Genomic DNA, 21,448 nt, shown 5'->3' on the forward strand with positions numbered 1-21,448 from the left:
CGGCTGGCGCGGGGGCGCACGCCCTTATTCGCCGTCAGGCATGCATTTCGGGTGATCCTCTTCACGAAATGCCCGGCCACGCGACGAATAAGCCAGCCGATGCCTGAGTAACATCTCGCAACACAAGCAGTAAAGACAAGGATTGCCCATGCCCACCCTGATCCAGACCCTCAACGGCACCGTCAGTGGTCTCTGGGGAGGCGTGGCCCTCGTCCGTGGCCCGGACGGCAAGGTGCGGGTCCTTCAGCTCGGCGACAAGGTGGCCAAGGGTGACGTGATCATCACGACCCAGGACGGCATCGTCGAGCTGACGCCCGATCAGGCACTCCAGGTGGCAGCGGCCCCGCCGTCGACAGATGCCGATTCCGAGCTCGACCGGATCATTGCCGAGGTGGACAACCCCACCGCCGACACCGCACCGGCGGCCGGCCTGAGCGCAGGCGATGGCGGCGGCCTGCAGGCCGGGTTGCGCGTCGATCGGGTGGCGGAAGGCACGACCCCCGCTGCGCTGCTGCCTACCGACTACGCGGCCGCCCCCATCACGCAGCCGGTGGCGGCTTCGGAAACCCAACCCGAGCCGGAGCAGCCAGCACCGCCGCTGGAAGTGACGCTCACGGCGTCGGCCAGCACGGTGGCCGAAGGCGGCAGCCTGACCTTCACGGCGACTGTCGCCACGCCGGTGACCGGTGCCCCGCTCGTGCTCACGCTCACCAATGGCGCCACGGTGACCATTCCCGTGGGAGAGACCTCGGGGACGAGCGCACCCATCCTCGTGCGCCCGGACGACGTCCAGGCCCAGGGCTCGCAAGCCATCGAGGTCGGTGTGGCCGGCGCGACCGGCGGCAATGGTGCCGGCTTGACGCCGACCCCTTCCGTGCGTGCCGACGTCATCGACGACACCGACGTCACTTCGCTGACCCTGACGTCCTCGTCGAGCACCGTCGGTGAAGGCGGCAGCGTGGTCTTCACCGTGGCCTTGAACGCCCCGGTCGCCGGCAGCCCGCTGGTGATCACGCTGTCGAATGGCCAGACCGTGACCATTCCGGTCGGCGCCAGCGTCGGCAGCAGCACGCCGTTCCTCGTCCGCCAGGACGACGTCAGCGCTCAAGGCAACGAGGCGGTGTCCGTTCAAGTCACCGGCACGGCCGGTGGTCAATTCGAAGCGCTCGGTGCTGCACCGTCGGTGGCCCTCACCGTCACCGACACGCCGACCGCCACCACGGTGACCTTGTCCGCGTCGAGCAGCAGCGTGTCGGAAGGCGGCAGCGTGGTCTACACCGCCACCACGTCGAACCCGGTGGCCGGTTCGCCCCTCGTGCTCACGCTCTCGAACGGCCTGACCGTCACCATCCCGGTGGGGGCGAGCACCGGCACGAGCGCGCCGTTCCCGGTGCGCGGCGACGACGCCTATGTGCAGGGCAGCGAAACCGTCACCGTGGGCGTGTCCAGCGCTTCGGGCGGCGACTTCGAGGCCACCTCCTTCACCACCGCCAGCACGCTTGTTGCCGACCAGGTCAGCACGACGACCGTCGCCCTCAGCGCATCGTCGTCCACCGTGACGGAGGGCGGCAGCCTCACCTACACCGCCACGGTGTCCAGCCCGGTCACCGGTTCACCGCTCGTGGTGACGCTCACCAACGGCCAGACGATCACGATCCCCGTGGGCCAGTCGTCCGCCACCGGCGCTGCCTTCGCCGTGCGACCGGATGATGTCCAGCAACAGGGCAACCAGGTGCTGTCCGTCGGGGTCAGCGGCACGAGCGGCGGCAACTTCGAAGCCATCCTGCCGACGGCCACTGCGTCGACCCTCGTCTCCGACAATGCAGACAGCACGACGCTGAGCCTCAGCGCCTCGGCGGCCACGGTGGCCGAAGGTGGGTCGGTGGTCTACACGGCCACGCTCAGCAACCCCGTCGCCGGCTCGCCGTTGGTGCTCACGCTGTCCAACGGCCAGACCATCACCATCCCGGTGGGCTCCTCCACCGGGTCCACGTCGCCCTTCTCCGTCCGCGAGGACGACGCCTACCGTCAGGGCACCGACACGCTGAACGTCGCGGTGACCAACCAGACCGGCGGCAGGTTCGAAGGCCTGACGCTCACCTCGACCGCCCAGACCGCGGTCACCGACGACGGCGACCAGGCCGTCGTCACGGTCAGCGCCTCATCGACCTCGGTCGCCGAGGGCGGTTCCATCGCCTACACCGTGAGCGTGAACGCGCCGGTGACGGGTTCGCCGTTCGTCGTGACCTTGTCGAACGGTCAGACGCTCACGATCCCGGTCGGTGAGAGCACGGTCACCGGCGTTCCAGTCGCAGTCCGTCCCGATGACGCCCAAGCGCAAGGCGTCGAGACGATCGCCGTGTCGATCGCGAACAGCGCGGGCGGCAACTTCGAAGCGGTCAGCGCCACCTCGACCGCGACCACCACCGTGTCGGACAACGTGGCGAACACCACGCTCGTCTTGTCGGCTTCGACGAGTTCGGTCGCCGAAGGCGGCTCGGTCATCTACACCGCGACCCTGAACAACCCGGTCGCTGGCGCTCCGCTCGTGCTGACGCTGTCGAACGGTCAGACGATCACGATTCCGGTTGGCGCGTCCACCGGTGCGACGTCGCCGTTCCTCGTTCGAGCCGACGACGCCTACGTGCAGGGCACGGACACGCTCAACGTCTCGGTCGCCACGCAGACCGGCGGTACGTTCGAAGGCCTCACCGTCACCTCGACGGCGCAGACCGCCGTCACCGACGATGCCGATCAAGCCATCGTCACGGTCTCGGCCTCGTCGACCTCGGTCGCGGAAGGCGGATCGATTGTCTACACGGTCAACGTGAACGCGCCGGTGACCGGCTCGCCGTTCGTCGTGACCTTGTCCAACGGCCAGGTCCTCACCATCCCCATAGACCAGAGCTCCGTCACCGGCTCGCCGGTGGCCGTTCGTCCCGATGACGCCCAGGCGCAGGGCGACGAAACGATCGCTGTCTCGATCGCGAACACCTCCGGTGGCAACTTCGAGGCGGTCGACACCACCTCGACGGCGTCGACGACCGTCACCGATCAGATCGCCAACACCACGCTCGTGCTGTCGGCTTCGACCGGCTCGGTCGCCGAAGGCGGCTCGGTCATCTACACCGCGGCCCTGAACAACCCGGTCGCTGGCGCTCCGCTCGTGCTGACGCTGTCGAACGGTCAGACGATCACGATTCCGGTTGGCGCGTCCACCGGTGCGACGTCGCCGTTCCTCGTTCGAGCCGACGACGCCTACGTGCAGGGCACGGACACGCTCAACGTCTCGGTCGCCACGCAGACCGGCGGTACGTTCGAAGGCCTCACCGTCACCTCGACGGAGCAGACCGCCGTCACCGACGATGCCGATCAAGCCATCGTCACGGTCTCGGCCTCGTCGACCTCGGTCGCGGAAGGCGGATCGATCGTCTACACGGTCAACGTGAACGCGCCGGTGACCGGCTCACCGTTCGTCGTGACCTTGTCCAACGGCCAGGTCCTCACCATCCCCGTAGACCAGAGCTCCGTCACCGGCTCGCCGGTGGCCGTTCGTCCCGATGACGCCCAGGCACAGGGCGACGAGCAGATCGCTGTTTCGATCGCGAACACCTCCGGTGGCAACTTCGAGGCGGTGGATGCCACCTCCACAGCGTCGACCATCGTCACCGATCAGATCGCCAACACCACGCTCGTGCTGTCGGCTTCGACCGGCTCGGTCGCCGAAGGCGGCTCGATCATCTACACCGCGACCCTGAACAACCCGGTCGCTGGCGCCCCGCTCGTGCTGACGCTGTCGAACGGTCAGACGATCACGATTCCGGTTGGCGCGTCCACCGGCGCGACGTCGCCGTTCCTCGTTCGAGCCGACGACGCCTATGTGCAGGGCACGGACACGCTCAACGTCTCGGTCGCCACCCAGACCGGCGGCACGTTCGAAGGCCTCACCGTCACCTCGACGGCGCAGACCGCCGTCACCGACGATGCCGATCAAGCCATCGTCACGGTCTCGGCCTCGTCGACCTCGGTCGCGGAAGGCGGATCGATTGTCTACACGGTCAACGTGAACGCGCCGGTGACCGGCTCGCCGTTCGTCGTGACCTTGTCCAACGGCCAGGTCCTCACCATCCCCATAGACCAGAGCTCCGTCACCGGCTCGCCGGTGGCCGTTCGTCCCGATGACGCCCAGGCGCAGGGCGACGAAACGATCGCTGTCTCGATCGCGAACACCTCCGGTGGCAACTTCGAGGCGGTCGACACCACCTCGACGGCGTCGACGACCGTCACCGATCAGATCGCCAACACCACGCTCGTGCTGTCGGCTTCGACCGACTCGGTCGCCGAAGGCGGCTCGGTCATCTACACCGCCACGCTGAACAACGCCGTGGCCGGCTCGCCGCTCGTCCTCACGCTGTCCAACGGCCAGACGATCACCATCCCCGTCGGTCAATCGTCCGGCAGCAGCGCGGCATTCAATGTCCGCGCGGACGACGCCTACGTCCAGGGCAACCAGACGCTCGACGTCACAGTCGCGAGCCGCACGGGTGGCGCCTTCGAAGCCGTCACCAACACGTCGTCCGCGTCGACAACCGTGACCGACGATGCCGACGCGGCCATCATCACCGTCACTCCGTCTGCCACGTCCGTGGTGGAAGGTGGCTCGATCAGCTACACGGTCGCGGTCAGCGCACCAGTGACCGGCTCGCCGTTGGTGGTGACCTTGTCGAACGGCCAGGTTCTCACCATTCCGGTGAACCAGAGCTCGGTCACCGGCACGCCGGTCGCCGTGCGCCCGGACGACGTCCAGGCCCAGGGCAACCAGACCGTCGCTGTGTCGATCAACTCGACCTCGGGTGGCAACTACGAGGCCGTCACTGCGACGTCCACCGCATCGACCCTTGTCTCCGACAACACCGACAGCACCACCCTCACCCTGACGACCTCTGCATCGTCGGTCGCTGAAGGTGGCTCGATCATCTACACCGCCACGTTGAACAACGCCGTGGCTGGCTCGCCGTTGGTGCTGACGCTGTCCAACGGGCAGACCATCACCATCCCGGTTGGCGAGTCCTCCGGCAGCAGCGCGGCATTCAATGTCCGCGGGGACGACGCTTACGTCCAAGGCACCGACACGCTGAACGTCACGGTCGCGAGCCGCACGGGTGGCGCCTTCGAGGCGATCACCAACACGTCGTCCGCATCGACCACCGTGACCGACGACGCCGACGCGGCCATCATCACCGTCACTCCGTCTGCCACGTCCGTGGTGGAAGGTGGCTCGATCAGCTACACGGTGGCCGTCAGCGCACCGGTCACGGGTTCGCCGCTGGTTGTCACCCTGTCCAACGGACAGGTCCTCACCATCCCGGTGAACCAGAGCTCGGTCACCGGCACGCCGGTCGCCGTGCGCCCGGACGACGTCCAGGCCCAGGGCAACCAGACCGTTGCTGTGTCGATCAACTCCACGTCGGGTGGCAACTACGAGGCCGTGACCGCAACCTCGTCCGCGTCGACCGTCGTCACTGACGACGCCGATAGCACTGCCCTCACTCTCACGGCCTCTACTTCGTCGGTCGCCGAAGGTGGTTCGATCGTCTACACCGCCACGCTGAACAACGCCGTGGCTGGCTCGCCGTTGGTGCTGACCTTGTCCAACGGCCAGACGATCACCATCCCCGTCGGCCAATCGTCCGGTAGCAGCGCGGCATTCAATGTCCGCGCGGACGACGCCTACGTGCAGGGCAACCAGACGCTCGACGTCACGGTCGCAAGCCGCACGGGTGGCGCCTTCGAAGCCGTCACCACCACGTCGTCCGCATCGACCACCGTGACCGACGACGCCGACGCGGCCATCATCACCGTCACTCCGTCTGCCACCTCAGTCGTGGAAGGTGGCTCGATCAGCTACACGGTCGCGGTCAGTGCACCGGTCACGGGTTCACCGCTGGTGGTCACCTTGTCCAACGGACAAGTCCTCACCATCCCGGTGGACCAGAGCTCGGTCACCGGCACGCCGGTCGCCGTGCGCCCGGACGATGTCCAGGCGCAGGGCAACCAGACGGTTGCTGTGTCGATCAACTCGACGTCGGGTGGCAACTACGAGGCCGTCACTGCAACCTCGTCCGCGTCGACCATCGTTTCCGACAACGTCGACAGCACCACCCTCACCCTCACGGCCTCAACTTCGTCGGTTGCCGAAGGCGGCTCGATCATCTACACCGCCACGTTGAACAACGCCGTGGCTGGCTCGCCGTTGGTGCTGACGCTGTCCAACGGGCAGACCATCACCATCCCGGTTGGCGAGTCCTCCGGCAACAGCGCGGCATTCAATGTGCGTGCGGATGACGCTTACGTCCAAGGTGACCAGAAGCTCGACGTCACGGTCGCGAGCCGCACCGGTGGCGCCTTCGAGGCCATCACCACCACGTCGTCCGCGTCGACCACGGTGACGGACGACGCGGACGCGGCCATCATCACCGTCACTCCGTCTGCCACGTCTGTGCTGGAAGGCGGATCGATCAGCTACACGGTGGCCGTCAGCGCACCGGTCACGGGTTCGCCGCTGGTTGTTACCCTGTCCAACGGACAGGTACTCACCATTCCCGTCGGCGACAGCACCGTCACCGGTTCGCCGGTTGGCGTGCGTCCGGATGATGCCCAGGCTCAGGGCGATGAGAAGGTCACCGTATCGATCACGACAACCTCGGGCGGCAACTTCGAGGCGGTGAACGCAACGTCCGTGGCCTCGACCACCGTCACCGACGAAGTGGTCAACACGACGCTTGTGCTGTCGGCTTCGACCGGCTCCGTCGCCGAAGGCGGCTCGGTCATCTACACCGCGACCTTGAACAACCCGGTCGCCAGTGCCCCGCTGGTGCTAACGCTGTCCAATGGCCAGACGATCACGATTCCGGTCGGTGAGTCCACCGGCGCGACGTCGCCGTTCCTGGTTCGAGCCGACGACGCCTACGTTCAAGGCACGGACACCCTGACGGTCTCGGTGACGAACCAGACCGGCGGCACGTTCGAAGGCCTCACCGTCACCTCGACGGCAACGACCACCGTGGCTGACGACGCCGACGCGGCCATCATCACCGTCACTCCGTCTGCCACCTCCGTCGTGGAAGGCGGCTCGATCAGCTACACGGTCGCTGTCAGCGCACCAGTCACCGGCTCGCCGCTGGTGGTGACCTTGTCGAACGGCCAGGTTCTCACCATTCCGGTGAACCAGAGCTCCGTCACCGGCACGCCGGTCGCCGTGCGCCCGGACGATGTCCAGGCCCAAGGCAACCAGACGGTCGCCGTGTCGATCAACTCGACCTCCGGGGGCAACTACGAGGCCGTCACCGCGACGTCCACTGCATCGACCCTTGTCTCCGATAACACCGACAGCACCGCCCTCACCCTCACGGCCTCTGCATCGTCGGTCGCTGAAGGTGGCTCGATCATCTACACCGCCACGCTGAACAACGCCGTGGCCGGCTCGCCGCTCGTCCTCACGCTGTCCAACGGCCAGACGATCACCATCCCGGTTGGCGAGTCCTCTGGCAGCAGCGCGGCATTCAATGTCCGCGCGGACGACGCGTACGTCCAGGGTGACCAGACGCTCGACGTCACGGTCGCAACCCGCACTGGTGGCACCTTCGAAGCCATCACCACCACGTCGTCCGCATCGACCACGGTGACCGACGACGCCGACGACGCCATCATCACCGTTACTCCGTCTGCCACGTCCGTGGTGGAAGGTGGCTCGATCAGCTACACGGTCGCGGTCAGCGCACCTGTCACGGGTTCGCCGCTGGTTGTCACCTTGTCCAACGGCCAGGTCCTCACCATTCCGGTGAACCAGAGCTCGGTCACCGGCACGCCGGTCGCCGTGCGCCCGGACGATGTCCAGGCCCAAGGCAACCAGACGGTTGCTGTGTCGATCAACTCCACGTCGGGTGGCAACTACGAGGCAGTGACGGCAACGTCCACCGCCTCGACCGTCGTCTCCGACGACGCCGACAGCACCACGATCGCCCTCACGGCTTCCGCTTCGTCGGTCGCCGAAGGTGGCTCGATCATCTACACCGCCACGCTGAACAATGCAGTGGCAGGTTCTCCGCTGGTGCTGACACTGTCCAACGGGCAGACCATCACCATCCCGGTTGGTCAATCGTCCGGCAGCAGCGCGGCATTCAACGTGCGTGCGGATGATGCTTACGTACAAGGTGACCAGAAGCTCGACGTCACGGTCGCAACCCGGACTGGTGGCACCTTCGAAGCCATCACCACCACGTCGTCCGCATCGACCACCGTGACCGACGACGCCGACGCGGCCATCATCACCGTCACGCCGTCAACCACCTCCGTGGTGGAGGGCGGATCGATCAGCTACACGGTCGCGGTCAGCGCACCTGTCACGGGTTCGCCGCTGGTTGTCACCTTGTCCAACGGACAGGTCCTCACCATCCCGGTGGACCAGAGCTCGGTCACCGGCACGCCGGTCGCCGTGCGCCCGGACGATGTCCAGGCCCAGGGCAACCAGACGGTTGCTGTGTCGATCAACGCGACGTCGGGTGGCAACTACGAGGCCGTCACTGCAACCTCGTCCGCGTCGACCATCGTTTCCGACAACGTCGACAGCACCACCCTCACCCTCACGGCCTCAACTTCGTCGGTCGCCGAAGGCGGCTCGATCATCTACACCGCCACGCTGAACAACGCCGTGGCCGGCTCGCCGTTGGTGCTGACGCTGTCCAACGGGCAGACCATCACCATCCCGGTTGGCGAGTCCTCCGGCAGCAGCGCGGCATTCAACGTGCGTGCGGATGATGCTTACGTACAAGGTGACCAGAAGCTCGACGTCACGGTCGCAACCCGCACTGGTGGCACCTTCGAAGCCATCACCACCACGTCGTCCGCATCGACCACCGTGACCGACGACGCCGACGCGGCCATCATCACCGTCACGCCGTCAACCACCTCCGTGGTGGAGGGCGGATCGATCAGCTACACGGTCGCGGTCAGCGCACCTGTCACGGGTTCGCCGCTGGTTGTCACCTTGTCCAACGGTCAAGTGCTCACCATCCCGGTGAACCAGAGCTCCGTCACCGGCGCGCCGGTCGCCGTGCGCCCGGACGATGTTCAGTCGCAAGGCAACCAGACGGTTGCTGTGTCGATCAACTCCACGTCGGGTGGCAACTACGAGGCCGTGACCGCAACCTCGTCCGCGTCGACCGTCGTCACTGACGACGCCGATAGCACTGCCCTCACTCTCACGGCCTCTACTTCGTCGGTCGCCGAAGGTGGTTCGATCGTCTACACCGCCACGCTGAACAACGCCGTGGCTGGCTCGCCGTTGGTGCTGACCTTGTCCAACGGCCAGACGATCACCATCCCCGTCGGCCAATCGTCCGGTAGCAGCGCGGCATTCAATGTCCGCGCGGATGACGCCTACGTCCAGGGTGACCAGAAGCTCGACGTCACGGTCGCGAGCCGCACGGGTGGCGCCTTCGAAGCCGTCACCACCACGTCGTCCGCATCGACCACGGTGACCGACGACGCCGACGCGGCCATCATCACCGTGACGCCCTCGGCCACCTCGGTCGTCGAAGGTGGCTCGATCAGCTACACGGTCGCGGTCAGCGCACCGGTCACGGGTTCGCCGCTCGTGGTCACCTTGTCCAACGGTCAAGTGCTCACCATCCCGGTGAACCAAAGTTCGGTCACCGGCGCGCCGGTCGCCGTGCGCCCGGACGACGTCCAGGCGCAAGGCAACCAGACCGTCGCCGTGTCGATCAACTCGACTTCGGGTGGCAACTACGAGGCAGTCACCGCGACCTCGTCCGCATCGACCGTCGTCACTGACGACGCCGATAGCACCACCCTCACCCTCACCGCGTCCACTTCGTCGGTCGCCGAAGGCGGCTCGATCATCTACACCGCCACGTTGAACAACGCCGTGGCCGGCTCGCCGTTGGTGCTCACGCTTTCCAACGGTCAGACGATCACCATCCCGGTCGGGCAGTCCTCCGGCAGCAGCGCAGCATTCAATGTCCGCGCGGATGACGCGTACGTCCAGGGTGACCAGAAGCTCGACGTCACGGTCACAAGCCGCACGGGTGGCGCCTTCGAAGCCGTCACCACCACGTCGTCCGCATCGACCACGGTGACGGACGACGCCGACGCGGCCATCATCACCGTCACTCCGTCTGCCACGTCCGTGGTGGAAGGTGGTTCGATCAGCTACACGGTGGCCGTCAGTGCACCGGTCACCGGTTCGCCGCTCGTGGTGACCCTTTCCAACGGCCAAGTGCTCACCATCCCGGTGAACCAGAGCTTCGTCACCGGCACACCCGTCGCCGTGCGCCCGGACGACGTGCAAGCCCAGGGCAACCAGACGGTCGCCGTGTCGATCAACTCGACCTCCGGGGGCAATTACGAGGCTGTCACCGCCACGTCCACTGCCTCGACTGTCGTCAGTGACGATGCCGATAGCACTGCCCTCACCCTCACCGCTTCCACATCGTCGGTCGCTGAGGGTGGCTCGATCATCTACACCGCCACGCTGAACAACCCGGTCGCTGTGGCACCGTTGATCCTGACGCTGTCCAACGGGCAGACCATCACCATCCCGGTTGGTCAATCGTCCGGCAGCAGCGCGGCATTCAATGTCCGCGCGGACGACGCCTACGTCCAAGGCAACCAGACGATCAACGTCACGGTCGCGAGCCGCACCGGTGGCGCCTTCGAGGCCATCACCAACACGTCCTCGGCAACCACTACCGTGACTGACGATGCCGACGCCGCAGTCATCACCGTGACGCCCTCGGCCACCTCCGTCATCGAAGGCGGCTCGATCAGCTACACGGTCGCGGTCAGCACGCCGGTCACGGGTTCGTCGCTCGTGGTGACCCTGTCCAACGGCCAGGTCCTCACCATTCCGGTGAACCAGAGCTCGGTCACCGGCACGCCGATCGCCGTGCGCCCGGACGATGTCCAGGCCCAAGGCAACCAGACGGTTGCTGTGTCGATCAACTCCACGTCGGGTGGCAACTACGAGGCAGTGACGGCAACGTCCACCGCCTCGACCGTCGTCTCCGACGATGCCGACAGCACCACGATCGCCCTCACGGCTTCCGCTTCGTCCGTCGCTGAAGGTGGCTCGATCATCTACACCGCCACGTTGAACAACGCCGTGGCTGGGTCGCCGTTGGTGCTGACGCTGTCCAACGGGCAGACCATCACCATCCCGGTTGGTCAATCGTCCGGCAGCAGCGCGGCATTCAATGTCCGCGCGGACGACGCCTACGTCCAGGGCAACCAGACGCTCGACGTCACGGTCGCAAGCCGCACGGGTGGCACCTTCGAAGCCATCACCACCACGTCGTCCGCATCGACCACGGTGACCGACGATGCCGACGCGGCCGTCATCACCGTCACTCCGTCTGCCACCTCCGTCGTGGAAGGCGGATCGATCAGCTACACGGTCGCGGTCAGCGCGCCGGTCACGGGTTCGCCGCTCGTGGTGACCCTGTCCAACGGTCAAGTGCTCACCATTCCGGTGAACCAGAGCTCGGTCACCGGCACGCCGGTCGCCGTGCGCCCGGACGATGTCCAGGCCCAAGGCAACCAGACGGTTGCTGTGTCGATCAACTCCACGTCGGGTGGCAACTACGAGGCAGTGACGGCAACGTCCACCGCCTCGACCGTCGTCTCCGACGATGCCGACAGCACCACGATCGCCCTCACGGCTTCCGCTTCGTCGGTCGCCGAAGGTGGCTCGATCATCTACACCGCCACGCTGAACAATGCAGTGGCAGGCTCGCCACTGGTGCTGACGCTGTCCAACGGGCAGACCATCACCATCCCGGTTGGTCAATCGTCCGGCAGCAGCGCGGCATTCAATGTCCGCGCGGACGACGCTTACGTCCAAGGTGACCAGAAGCTCGACGTCACGGTCGCGAGCCGCACCGGTGGCGCCTTCGAGGCCATCACCACCACGTCGTCCGCATCGACCACGGTGACCGACGACGCCGACGCGGCCATCATCACCGTCACTCCGTCTGCCACGTCTGTGCTGGAAGGCGGATCGATCAGCTACACGGTGGCCGTCAGCGCACCGGTCACGGGTTCGCCGCTCGTGGTCACCTTGTCCAACGGTCAAGTGCTCACCATCCCGGTGAACCAGAGCTCGGTCACCGGCGCACCGGTCGCCGTGCGCCCGGATGACGTCCAAGCTCAAGGCAACCAGACGGTTGCCGTGTCGATCAACTCGACCTCTGGTGGCAACTACGAGGCCGTGACCGCGACCTCGTCCGCGTCGACCGTCGTCACTGACGATGCAGATAGCACCACGCTCACCCTCACGGCCTCCACTTCGTCGGTCGCTGAAGGCGGCTCGATCATCTACACCGCCACGTTGAACAACGCCGTGGCTGGCTCGCCGTTGGTGCTGACGCTGTCCAACGGGCAGACCATCACCATCCCAGTTGGTCAATCGTCCGGCAGCAGCGCGGCATTCAACGTGCGCGCGGACGACGCGTACGTCCAGGGCGCCGACACGCTCAACGTCACCGTGTCGGGCCGCAGTGGCGGCAGCTTCGAGGCGGTCACCAACACCTCCTCGGCAACCACTACCGTGACTGATGATGCCGACGCGGCCGTCATCACCGTCACTCCGTCTGCCACCTCCGTCGTGGAAGGCGGATCGATCAGCTACACGGTCGCGGTCAGCGCGCCGGTCACGGGTTCGCCGCTCGTGGTGACCCTGTCCAACGGCCAGGTCCTCACCATTCCGGTGAACCAGAGCTCGGTCACCGGCACGCCGGTCGCCGTGCGCCCGGACGATGTCCAGGCCCAAGGCAACCAGACGGTTGCTGTGTCGATCAACTCCACGTCGGGTGGCAACTACGAGGCAGTGACGGCAACGTCCACCGCCTCGACCGTCGTCTCCGACGATGCCGACAGCACCACGATCGCCCTCACGGCTTCCGCTTCGTCGGTCGCTGAAGGTGGCTCGATCATCTACACCGCCACGTTGAACAACGCCGTGGCTGGCTCGCCGTTGGTGCTGACGCTGTCCAACGGGCAGACCATTACCATCCCGGTTGGTCAATCGTCCGGCAGCAGCGGGGCATTCAATGTCCGCGCGGACGACGCCTACGTCCAGGGCAACCAGACGATCGACGTCACGGTGGCGAGCCGCACCGGTGGCGCCTTCGAGGCCGTTACCAACACGTCGTCTGCATCCACTACGGTGACCGACGATGCCGACGCGGCCATCATCACCGTCACTCCGTCTGCCACGTCCGTGGTCGAAGGCGGCTCGATCAGCTACACGGTCGCGGTGAGCGCACCGGTCACCGGTTCGCCGCTCGTGGTCACCTTGTCCAACGGTCAAGTGCTCACCGTCCCGGTGAACCAGAGCTCTGTCACCGGCTCGCCTGTCGCCGTGCGCCCGGACGACGTCCAGGCCCAGGGCAACCAGACGGTTGCCGTGTCGGTCAACTCGACCTCTGGTGGCAACTACGAGGCCGTGACCGCGACCTCGTCCGCGTCGACCGTCGTCACTGACGACGCCGATAGCACCACGCTCACCCTCACCGCTTCCGCTTCGTCGGTCGCCGAAGGTGGCTCGATCATCTACACCGCCACGCTGAACAACGCCGTGGCGGACTCGCCGCTCGTCCTCACGCTGTCCAACGGCCAGACGATCACCATCCCCGTCGGTCAATCGTCCGGTAGCAGCGCGGCATTCAATGTCCGCGCGGACGACGCCTACGTGCAGGGCAACCAGACGCTCGACGTCACGGTCGCAAGCCGCACGGGTGGCACCTTCGAAGCCGTCACCACCACGTCGTCCGCATCGACCACGGTGACCGACGACGCCGACGCGGGCATCATCACCGTCACTCCGTCTGCCACCTCAGTCGTAGAAGGCGGATCGATCAGCTACACAGTCGCGGTCAGTGCACCGGTCACGGGTTCGCCGCTGGTTGTCACCTTGTCCAACGGACAGGTTCTCACCATCCCGGTGAACCAGAGCTCTGTCACCGGCGCACCGGTCGCCGTGCGCCCGGATGACGTGCAAGCTCAAGGCAACCAGACCGTTGCCGTGTCGATCAACTCGACCTCTGGTGGCAACTACGAGGCCGTGACCGCCACCTCGTCTGCGTCGACCGTCGTCACTGACGACGCCGATAGCACCACGATCACTCTCACGGCTTCCGCTTCGTCCATCGCCGAAGGTGGTTCGATCGTCTACACCGCCACGCTGAACAACGCCGTGGCCGGCTCGCCGCTGGTGCTGACGCTTTCCAACGGCCAGACGATCACCATTCCCGCGGGACAGTCGTCCGGCAGCAGCACGCCGTTCAACGTCCGTGGGGATGACGCCTACATCCAGGGCAACCAGACGCTCAACGTCACCGTGTCGGGCCGCAGCGGTGGAACCTTCGAGGCGATCACCAACACCTCCTCGGCAACCACTACCGTGACTGATGATGCTGACGCGGCCATCATCACTGTTACGCCCTCCGCGACCTCCGTCGTGGAAGGCGGCTCGATCAGCTACACGGTCGCAGTCAGTGCACCGGTCACCGGTGCGCCGCTCGTGGTCACCTTGTCCAACGGTCAAGTGCTCACCATCCCGGTGAACCAGAGCTCTGTCACCGGCGCGCCTGTCGCCGTGCGCCCGGACGACGTCCAGGCCCAGGGCAACCAGACGGTTGCCGTGTCGGTCACTTCCACCACCGGTGGCAACTACGAGGCCGTCACCGCAACCTCGTCGGCTTCGACGATCGTCACCGACGACGCCGACAGCACCACGATCACTCTCACGGCTTCCGCTTCGTCCATCGCCGAAGGTGGTTCGATCGTCTACACCGCCACGCTGAACAACGCCGTGGCCGGCTCGCCGCTGGTGCTGACGCTTTCCAACGGCCAGACGATCACCATTCCCGTGGGACAGTCGTCCGGCAGCAGCACGCCGTTCAACGTCCGTGGGGATGACGCCTACATCCAGGGCAACCAGACGCTCAACGTCACCGTGTCGGGCCGCAGCGGTGGAACCTTCGAGGCGGTCACCAACATCTCCTCGGCAACCACTACCGTGACTGATGATGCCGACGCGGCCGTCATCACCGTCACTCCGTCTGCCACCTCCGTCGTGGAAGGCGGATCGATCAGCTACACAGTCGCGGTCAGTGCACTGGTCACGGGTTCGCCGCTGGTTGTCACCTTGTCCAACGGACAGGTTCTCACCATCCCGGTGAACCAGAGCTCTGTCACCGGCGCACCGGTCGCCGTGCGCCCGGATGACGTCCAAGCTCAAGGCAACCAGACGGTTGCCGTGTCGATCAACTCGACCTCTGGTGGCAACTACGAGGCCGTGACCGCGACCTCGTCTGCGTCGACCGTCGTCACTGACGACGCCGATAGCACCACGCTCACCCTCACCGCTTCCGCTTCGTCGGTCGCCGAAGGTGGCTCGATCATCTACACCGCCACGCTGAACAACGCCGTGGCCGGCTCGCCGCTCGTCCTCACGCTGTCCAACGGCCAGACGATCACCATCCCCGTCGGTCAATCGTCCGGTAGCAGCGCGGCATTCAATGTCCGCGCGGACGACGCCTACGTCCAGGGCAACCAGACGCTCGACGTCACAGTCGCGAGCCGCACGGGTGGCGCCTTCGAAGCCGTCACCAACACGTCGTCCGCGTCGACAACCGTGACCGACGATGCCGACGCGGCCATCATCACCGTCACTCCGTCTGCCACGTCCGTGGTGGAAGGTGGCTCGATCAGCTACACGGTCGCGGTCAGCGCACCAGTGACCGGCTCGCCGTTGGTGGTCACCTTGTCCAACGGCCAGGTTCTCACCATCCCGGTGGACCAGAGCTCGGTCACCGGCACGCCTGTCGCCGTGCGCCCGGACGACGTCCAGGCCCAGGGCAACCAGACCGTCGCTGTGTCGATCAACTCGACGACCGGCGGCAACTACGAGGCCGTGACCGCGACCTCGTCCGCGTCGACCGTCGTCACTGACAATGCAGATAGCACCACGCTCACCCTCACGGCCTCCACTTCGTCGGTCGCTGAAGGTGGCTCCATCGTTTACACCGCCACCCTGAACAACGCCGTGGCCGGCTCGCCGCTGGTGCTGACGCTGTCCAACGGCCAGACGATCACCATTCCCGTGGGACAGTCGTCCGGCAACAGCACGCCGTTCAACGTCCGTGGGGATGATGCCTACATCCAGGGCAACCAGACGCTCAACGTCACCGTGTCGGGCCGCAGCGGTGGAACCTTCGAGGCGATCACCACAACGTCCTCGGCAACGACCACGGTCACTGACGACGCCGATGCCGCAGTCATCACTGTCACGCCGTCGGCCACTTCGGTGATCGAAGGCGGATCGATCAGCTACACGGTAGCCGTCAGCGCACCGGTCACTGGCTCCCCTCTCGTTGTGACGCTGTCCAACGGCCAGGTCCTCACCATCCCGGTGAACCAGAGCTCCGTCACCGGCGCGCCGGTCGCCGTACGCCCGGACGACGTCCAGGCGCAAGGCAACCAGACCGTCGCCGTGTCGATCAACTCGACTTCGGGTGGCAACTACGAGGCCGTCACTGCAACCTCGTCGGCTTCGACCATCGTCACCGACGACAGCGATGTCACGACGGTCTCGCTCACGGCGGCTTCGGGCAGCGTGACGGAAGGGGCGTCGGCCAGCTATACGCTCACACTGAGCGCGCCCTCCACCTCGCCGGTGACTGTGGCGATCAACTACGGCGGCACCGCCTCCGGAGCTGACTACACGGCTGTCACCAACGTCACGATTCCTGCGGGCGCCAGCTCGTATACGTTCACGCTGCCGGTTGTTGCCGACGGACGTGACGAGGCGGACGAGACCCTGACGGTGTCCATTGGAACGATTACCGGCACGGGCGGCTTTGAAGCCATCGCGGCCAGCCCGACGTTCAACACAGTCACGACGACACTGGTCGACGCCGATCCGACACCCGCCCTGTCCATCAGTGATGTGACGGTCAACGAAGGTGCGACGTCGGCGACCTTCACGGTCACCTTGTCCGCCGAGAGCGGCCGCACGGTCACGGTGAACTACGGGACGGCCAACGACACGGCCGTGGCCGGCTCGGACTTCACGAGCACCACGGGCACCGTCACCTTCGCCCCCGGCCAGACGACGATGACGATCACGGTGCCGCTCGTGCACGACAGCATCGTCGAATCCACCGAGACGTTCAGGGTGAACCTGACCGGCGCGGTGAACGCGACCCTCGCAGATGCGACCGGCATCGCGACGATCATCGACAACGACTCCGCACCGGTCATCGACCTGGATGCCAACAATTCGAGTGGCGCGCCGGGTGCCAACTACGCCGTCACGTTCACGGAAGGCCAGAGCGGCGCCGGTGTTCGCATCGTCGACACCGACATGAGCATCACGGATGCCGACAGCACCCTGCTCACGAGCGCCACGATCACGCTGACCAACCGCCAGCCGGGCGACGCCTTGAACCTGGGCAACGACGTGTCAGGCATTTCGGTCAACGCCCTCAACACCAGCACCACGGTGACGCTGACGTTGACCGGCACGGCCACGCTGGCCGACTACCTGCAGCGCATCCAGAACATCACCTTCGTCAACGACAGCGAAGACCCGAGCACCGCACCCCGCACGGTCACCGTGCAGGTGAATGACGGCAACAACACCAGCAACCTGGCCACGACCACGGTCAACGTGGTGTCCGTCAACGACCTGCCGGAAGGCCGCGACATCACCATCAGCACGGCGGAGGACACCGCACGGCCCTTCACCCTCGCCGACTTCCGCCTGAACGACCTGGAAGACGGCAGCAACGCATCCCCTGCCGCAGTGCGCTTCGACACCTTGCCGACGAACGGCACGCTGTACGTGGGCGGCATCGCAGCCACGGCCGGACAAGTCGTCACGGCCGCGCAGATCTCGGCCGGGGCGGTGACCTACGCCCCGAATGCAAACGACCATGGCAATGGCTACGCGGCGCTGACCTTCAGCGTGCGCGACAGCGACGGCGGCTTCGACGCTGCGCCCAACACCGTGACGGTGAACGTGACGCCTGTGAGCGACGGTGCGCCGGTCGCGGCAGCCGACGCCTTCCGCACGACCCTCGGCACGCCGATCACGATCACCCAGGCGCAGCTGCTGGCCAATGACATCCTGCGGGATGACGCCCGCATCACTGGCGTGAGCGCTGTCTCCGGCGGGACGCTGGTCAACAACAACAACGGCACGTACACTTTCACACCGACCACGACCGGCAACGCCACGTTCAGCTACACCCTGACGGACACCGACGGGCAAACGAGCACCGCGAGCGTCACGGTCAACACCGTGATTGCGCGTGACGACCTGGCCACCGTGCACGAGAGCGCCCTGGCCAGCGGCACGGGTGGTGGTGATCTCGTCGCCGCGGGAACGCTGATGGCCAACGACGGCGGCGGAACCGTCATCAACAACATTGTTCACAACGGCACGACCTACTCGGCCGAGAATGGCGTCATCACGGTGGACTCGGCCTTGGGCCGGCTTGTCGTGCAGGCCTCCGGAGCGAACGCGGGGTCGTACACATACACCCTGGAAACGAATGCGAACAACAGCGCCGCAGGCAACGACCTGGCGGTGACCGAGGTCTTCCAGTACACCTCGAACGCCGGCGTGACCGCGTCACTTCGCGTGAACGTCGTCGACGACATGCCGGTGGTGACCGACCACGACATCGCCGTCTCGCAGGTGCCGCTGCCCAGCTACAACCTGGTGCTGGTGCTCGACATCTCCGGCAGCATGACGACCGCCGACTACGGTGGCCAGGTCCGTCGCGTCAACGCGGACGGAACCAGCAGTGTGACCACTCGCCTGACGATGGCCAAGGAGGCCCTGGTACAGCTGGTCGAGCAGTACTACAACCAGTCGCAGTCGGTGGCCATCAAGATCGTCACCTTCTCGGATGGCGCCTCGATCCTGAACAACAACAACGCGTTCACGTCCCTCGCCGCAACGGTGGCCGCCATCAATGGCATCACCGGCACGACCTCCGGCGGCACCAACTACCAGGCGGCGCTGGACGCGGCACGCAGCGCCTACGGCACGGTGAACACGTCGGTCAGCAACGCAACCTACTTCTTGTCCGACGGGGCGCCGAGCACCGGCAACACGACGACGGCACTCAACACCTACGGCAACTTCATCGCGGCCAACGGCATCGATTCGTATGGCGTCGGCATCGGCACCGGCATTTCGAGCACCGACGCGCTGGACGCCATCCACAACGTGGACGGTGACGGCGATGGAACGCGCGATGCGGCCGTGATCGTGCCCGACCTGAACCAGCTGGGCGCCTCGCTGCTCAGCACGGTTCCGCCCGCCTTCGGCGGCAACCTTGTCGGGACGACCGGAAGTGCAGTGGGCTCGGTCCTGGGTGCCGACGGCGGCCAGGTTCTGAACATCACGGTGAAGCTCGACAGCAACGGCGATGGCGTGCCCGACCGTGACGTGACCTTCACGTACAACGCGTCCACCAACCAGATCAGCCAGAACAGCACGTTCCTGACCGGTTTCCCGAAGAGCGGCGACATGCTGACGCTCGGCTCGTCGACCGGCTTCGGCAAGGGCACGCTGATCTTCAACTTCAGCACCGGCAGCTACACCTACTACACCAATGGCACGGCCGCCGAGGGCGACAACTTCACGCTCACGTTCCAGGCGCGCGACGGCGACGGCGACCTGACGCCGACCACCAACCTGAACTTCGTCGTGACCAACGGCGCGCCCATCGCACGGCCTGACACCGACACCCTGCAGATCAACGAGACCCGCCTCGAGGGCAACGTGATCACGGGCGCCGGGACGGACGCAGGGCTTGCACTCGGGACGCAGGTCGCCAGTTTCTCGCAGCGTGGCGACGGCGTGGACACGGCCGTGGACAACGCGGAGGTCACCAGCCTGCAGTTCCAGGGCCGCAGCTTCGACCTGACGACCAACAGCAGTGGCTCGGGCGTGGGCTACACCTTCGTCATCAACAACGGGCAGCTGACGTGGACCGGTTCCGGCGCCAACGCCGGCAGTGTGCTGGTGTTCAACAGCAGCGGCTACTACAACTACACGCCGCCCTCGGCCGCGCTGACGGGTACGCCGCACGACGCTGCGGTCACGAACCAGCTGAGCGCTACAGGATCCGCGAACTCGAACGGCGTGTCCGTCACGGCGGTCGGCAGGCCCGGCGCGACGGGGGTAGCAGTCAACTACGCCAACACGGGTGCAGGCGTATCCAACAGTGGAAGCTCCGCCAACACGCTGGGCGACCTGGAGCGACTGGTGTTCACGTTCTCGACGGTGACGCATCCTTACGGCGTGCAGAACGTCAGCTTCAGCATCAATGCGGGCGCCAGCAACCTCGGGCCGGGTACCGGGGCACTGATCGGCGTGATCGGAGCGCTGACGTACACGGTGTTCGACGTCACCGGCCAGCAGATCGGCCAGTTCTACAGTTCCGGAGAGAACACCGTCACGCTTCCTTCCGAGTACGGCAACATCGGCCGCATCGAAGTCGAGGCCAACAGCGTCGCCGAGGCGCGCATCTCCAACATCTCGTTCGAGAGCATCAACCTCGACAACACGGCCCCGGCCGTGGCGCCGGTCGAGATCGGCTACACGTTGACGGACGACGACGGGCAGTCCAGCACGTCGACGCTGACCCTCGGTGCCATCTCGAACAACATCTACGGCACGAGCGGTGCCGAGACGCTGACCGGCACGGCCGCCAACGACCGCCTGGTCGGTCTGGCGGGCAACGACATCCTGCGCGGCGGTGAGGGACACGACACCTTGGAGGGCGGAGACGGAAGCGACCGCCTGGAAGGTGGCGCCGGCCATGACCGACTGCTGGGAGGCGACGGCGCTGACAGGCTGGAAGGCGGCGCCGGGAACGACGTGCTGTCGGGCGGCCGTGGCAACGACGTGCTTGTCGGCGGCGATGGCGCGGACGTCTTCCGCTGGGAGTTCGCCGAGCAAGGCGTGAACGGCACCCCATCCATCGACACGGTGACCGACTTCAATGTCCTGCCGGCGTCGGCGGGAGGCGACGTGCTCGACCTGCGTGACCTGCTGCAGGGCGAAACTGCGGCCGGTGCGGCCACTGGCAACCTCACCAGCTACCTGCACTTCGACACGGTGGACGGTTCCACCACCATCCAGATCAGCACGTCGGGCGGGTTCTCCGGCGGCTACAACGCGGGTGCCGTGGACCAATCCATCACGCTGCAAGGCGTGGACCTGACGGCCTCCGGCGCGCTGAACACCGACCAGCAGATCATCCAGGACTTGCTCAACAAGTCGAAGCTGGTGGTCGACGGCGGGATGTGATGAGGCCGCGAGGGGCTGCAGCGCGGGACGCGCCTG

Annotated in this window: 1 protein-coding gene; it reads left to right on the forward strand. The window is 66.2% G+C overall.

Annotated elements, in window-relative coordinates; translation table 11 throughout:
- Positions 1 to 148 precede the first annotated feature (148 nt).
- Complete coding sequence (locus tag ACSQ2F_RS11365; RefSeq protein ID WP_436022793.1) at positions 149 to 21,412, forward strand: immunoglobulin-like domain-containing protein; 21,264 nt, start codon at positions 149 to 151, stop codon at positions 21,410 to 21,412.
- The last annotated feature ends 36 nt before the right edge of the window (positions 21,413 to 21,448 follow it).

The sequence above is a fragment of the Rhizobacter sp. LjRoot28 genome, from assembly GCF_964253025.1.
Lineage (GTDB): Bacteria > Pseudomonadota > Gammaproteobacteria > Burkholderiales > Burkholderiaceae_C > Rhizobacter.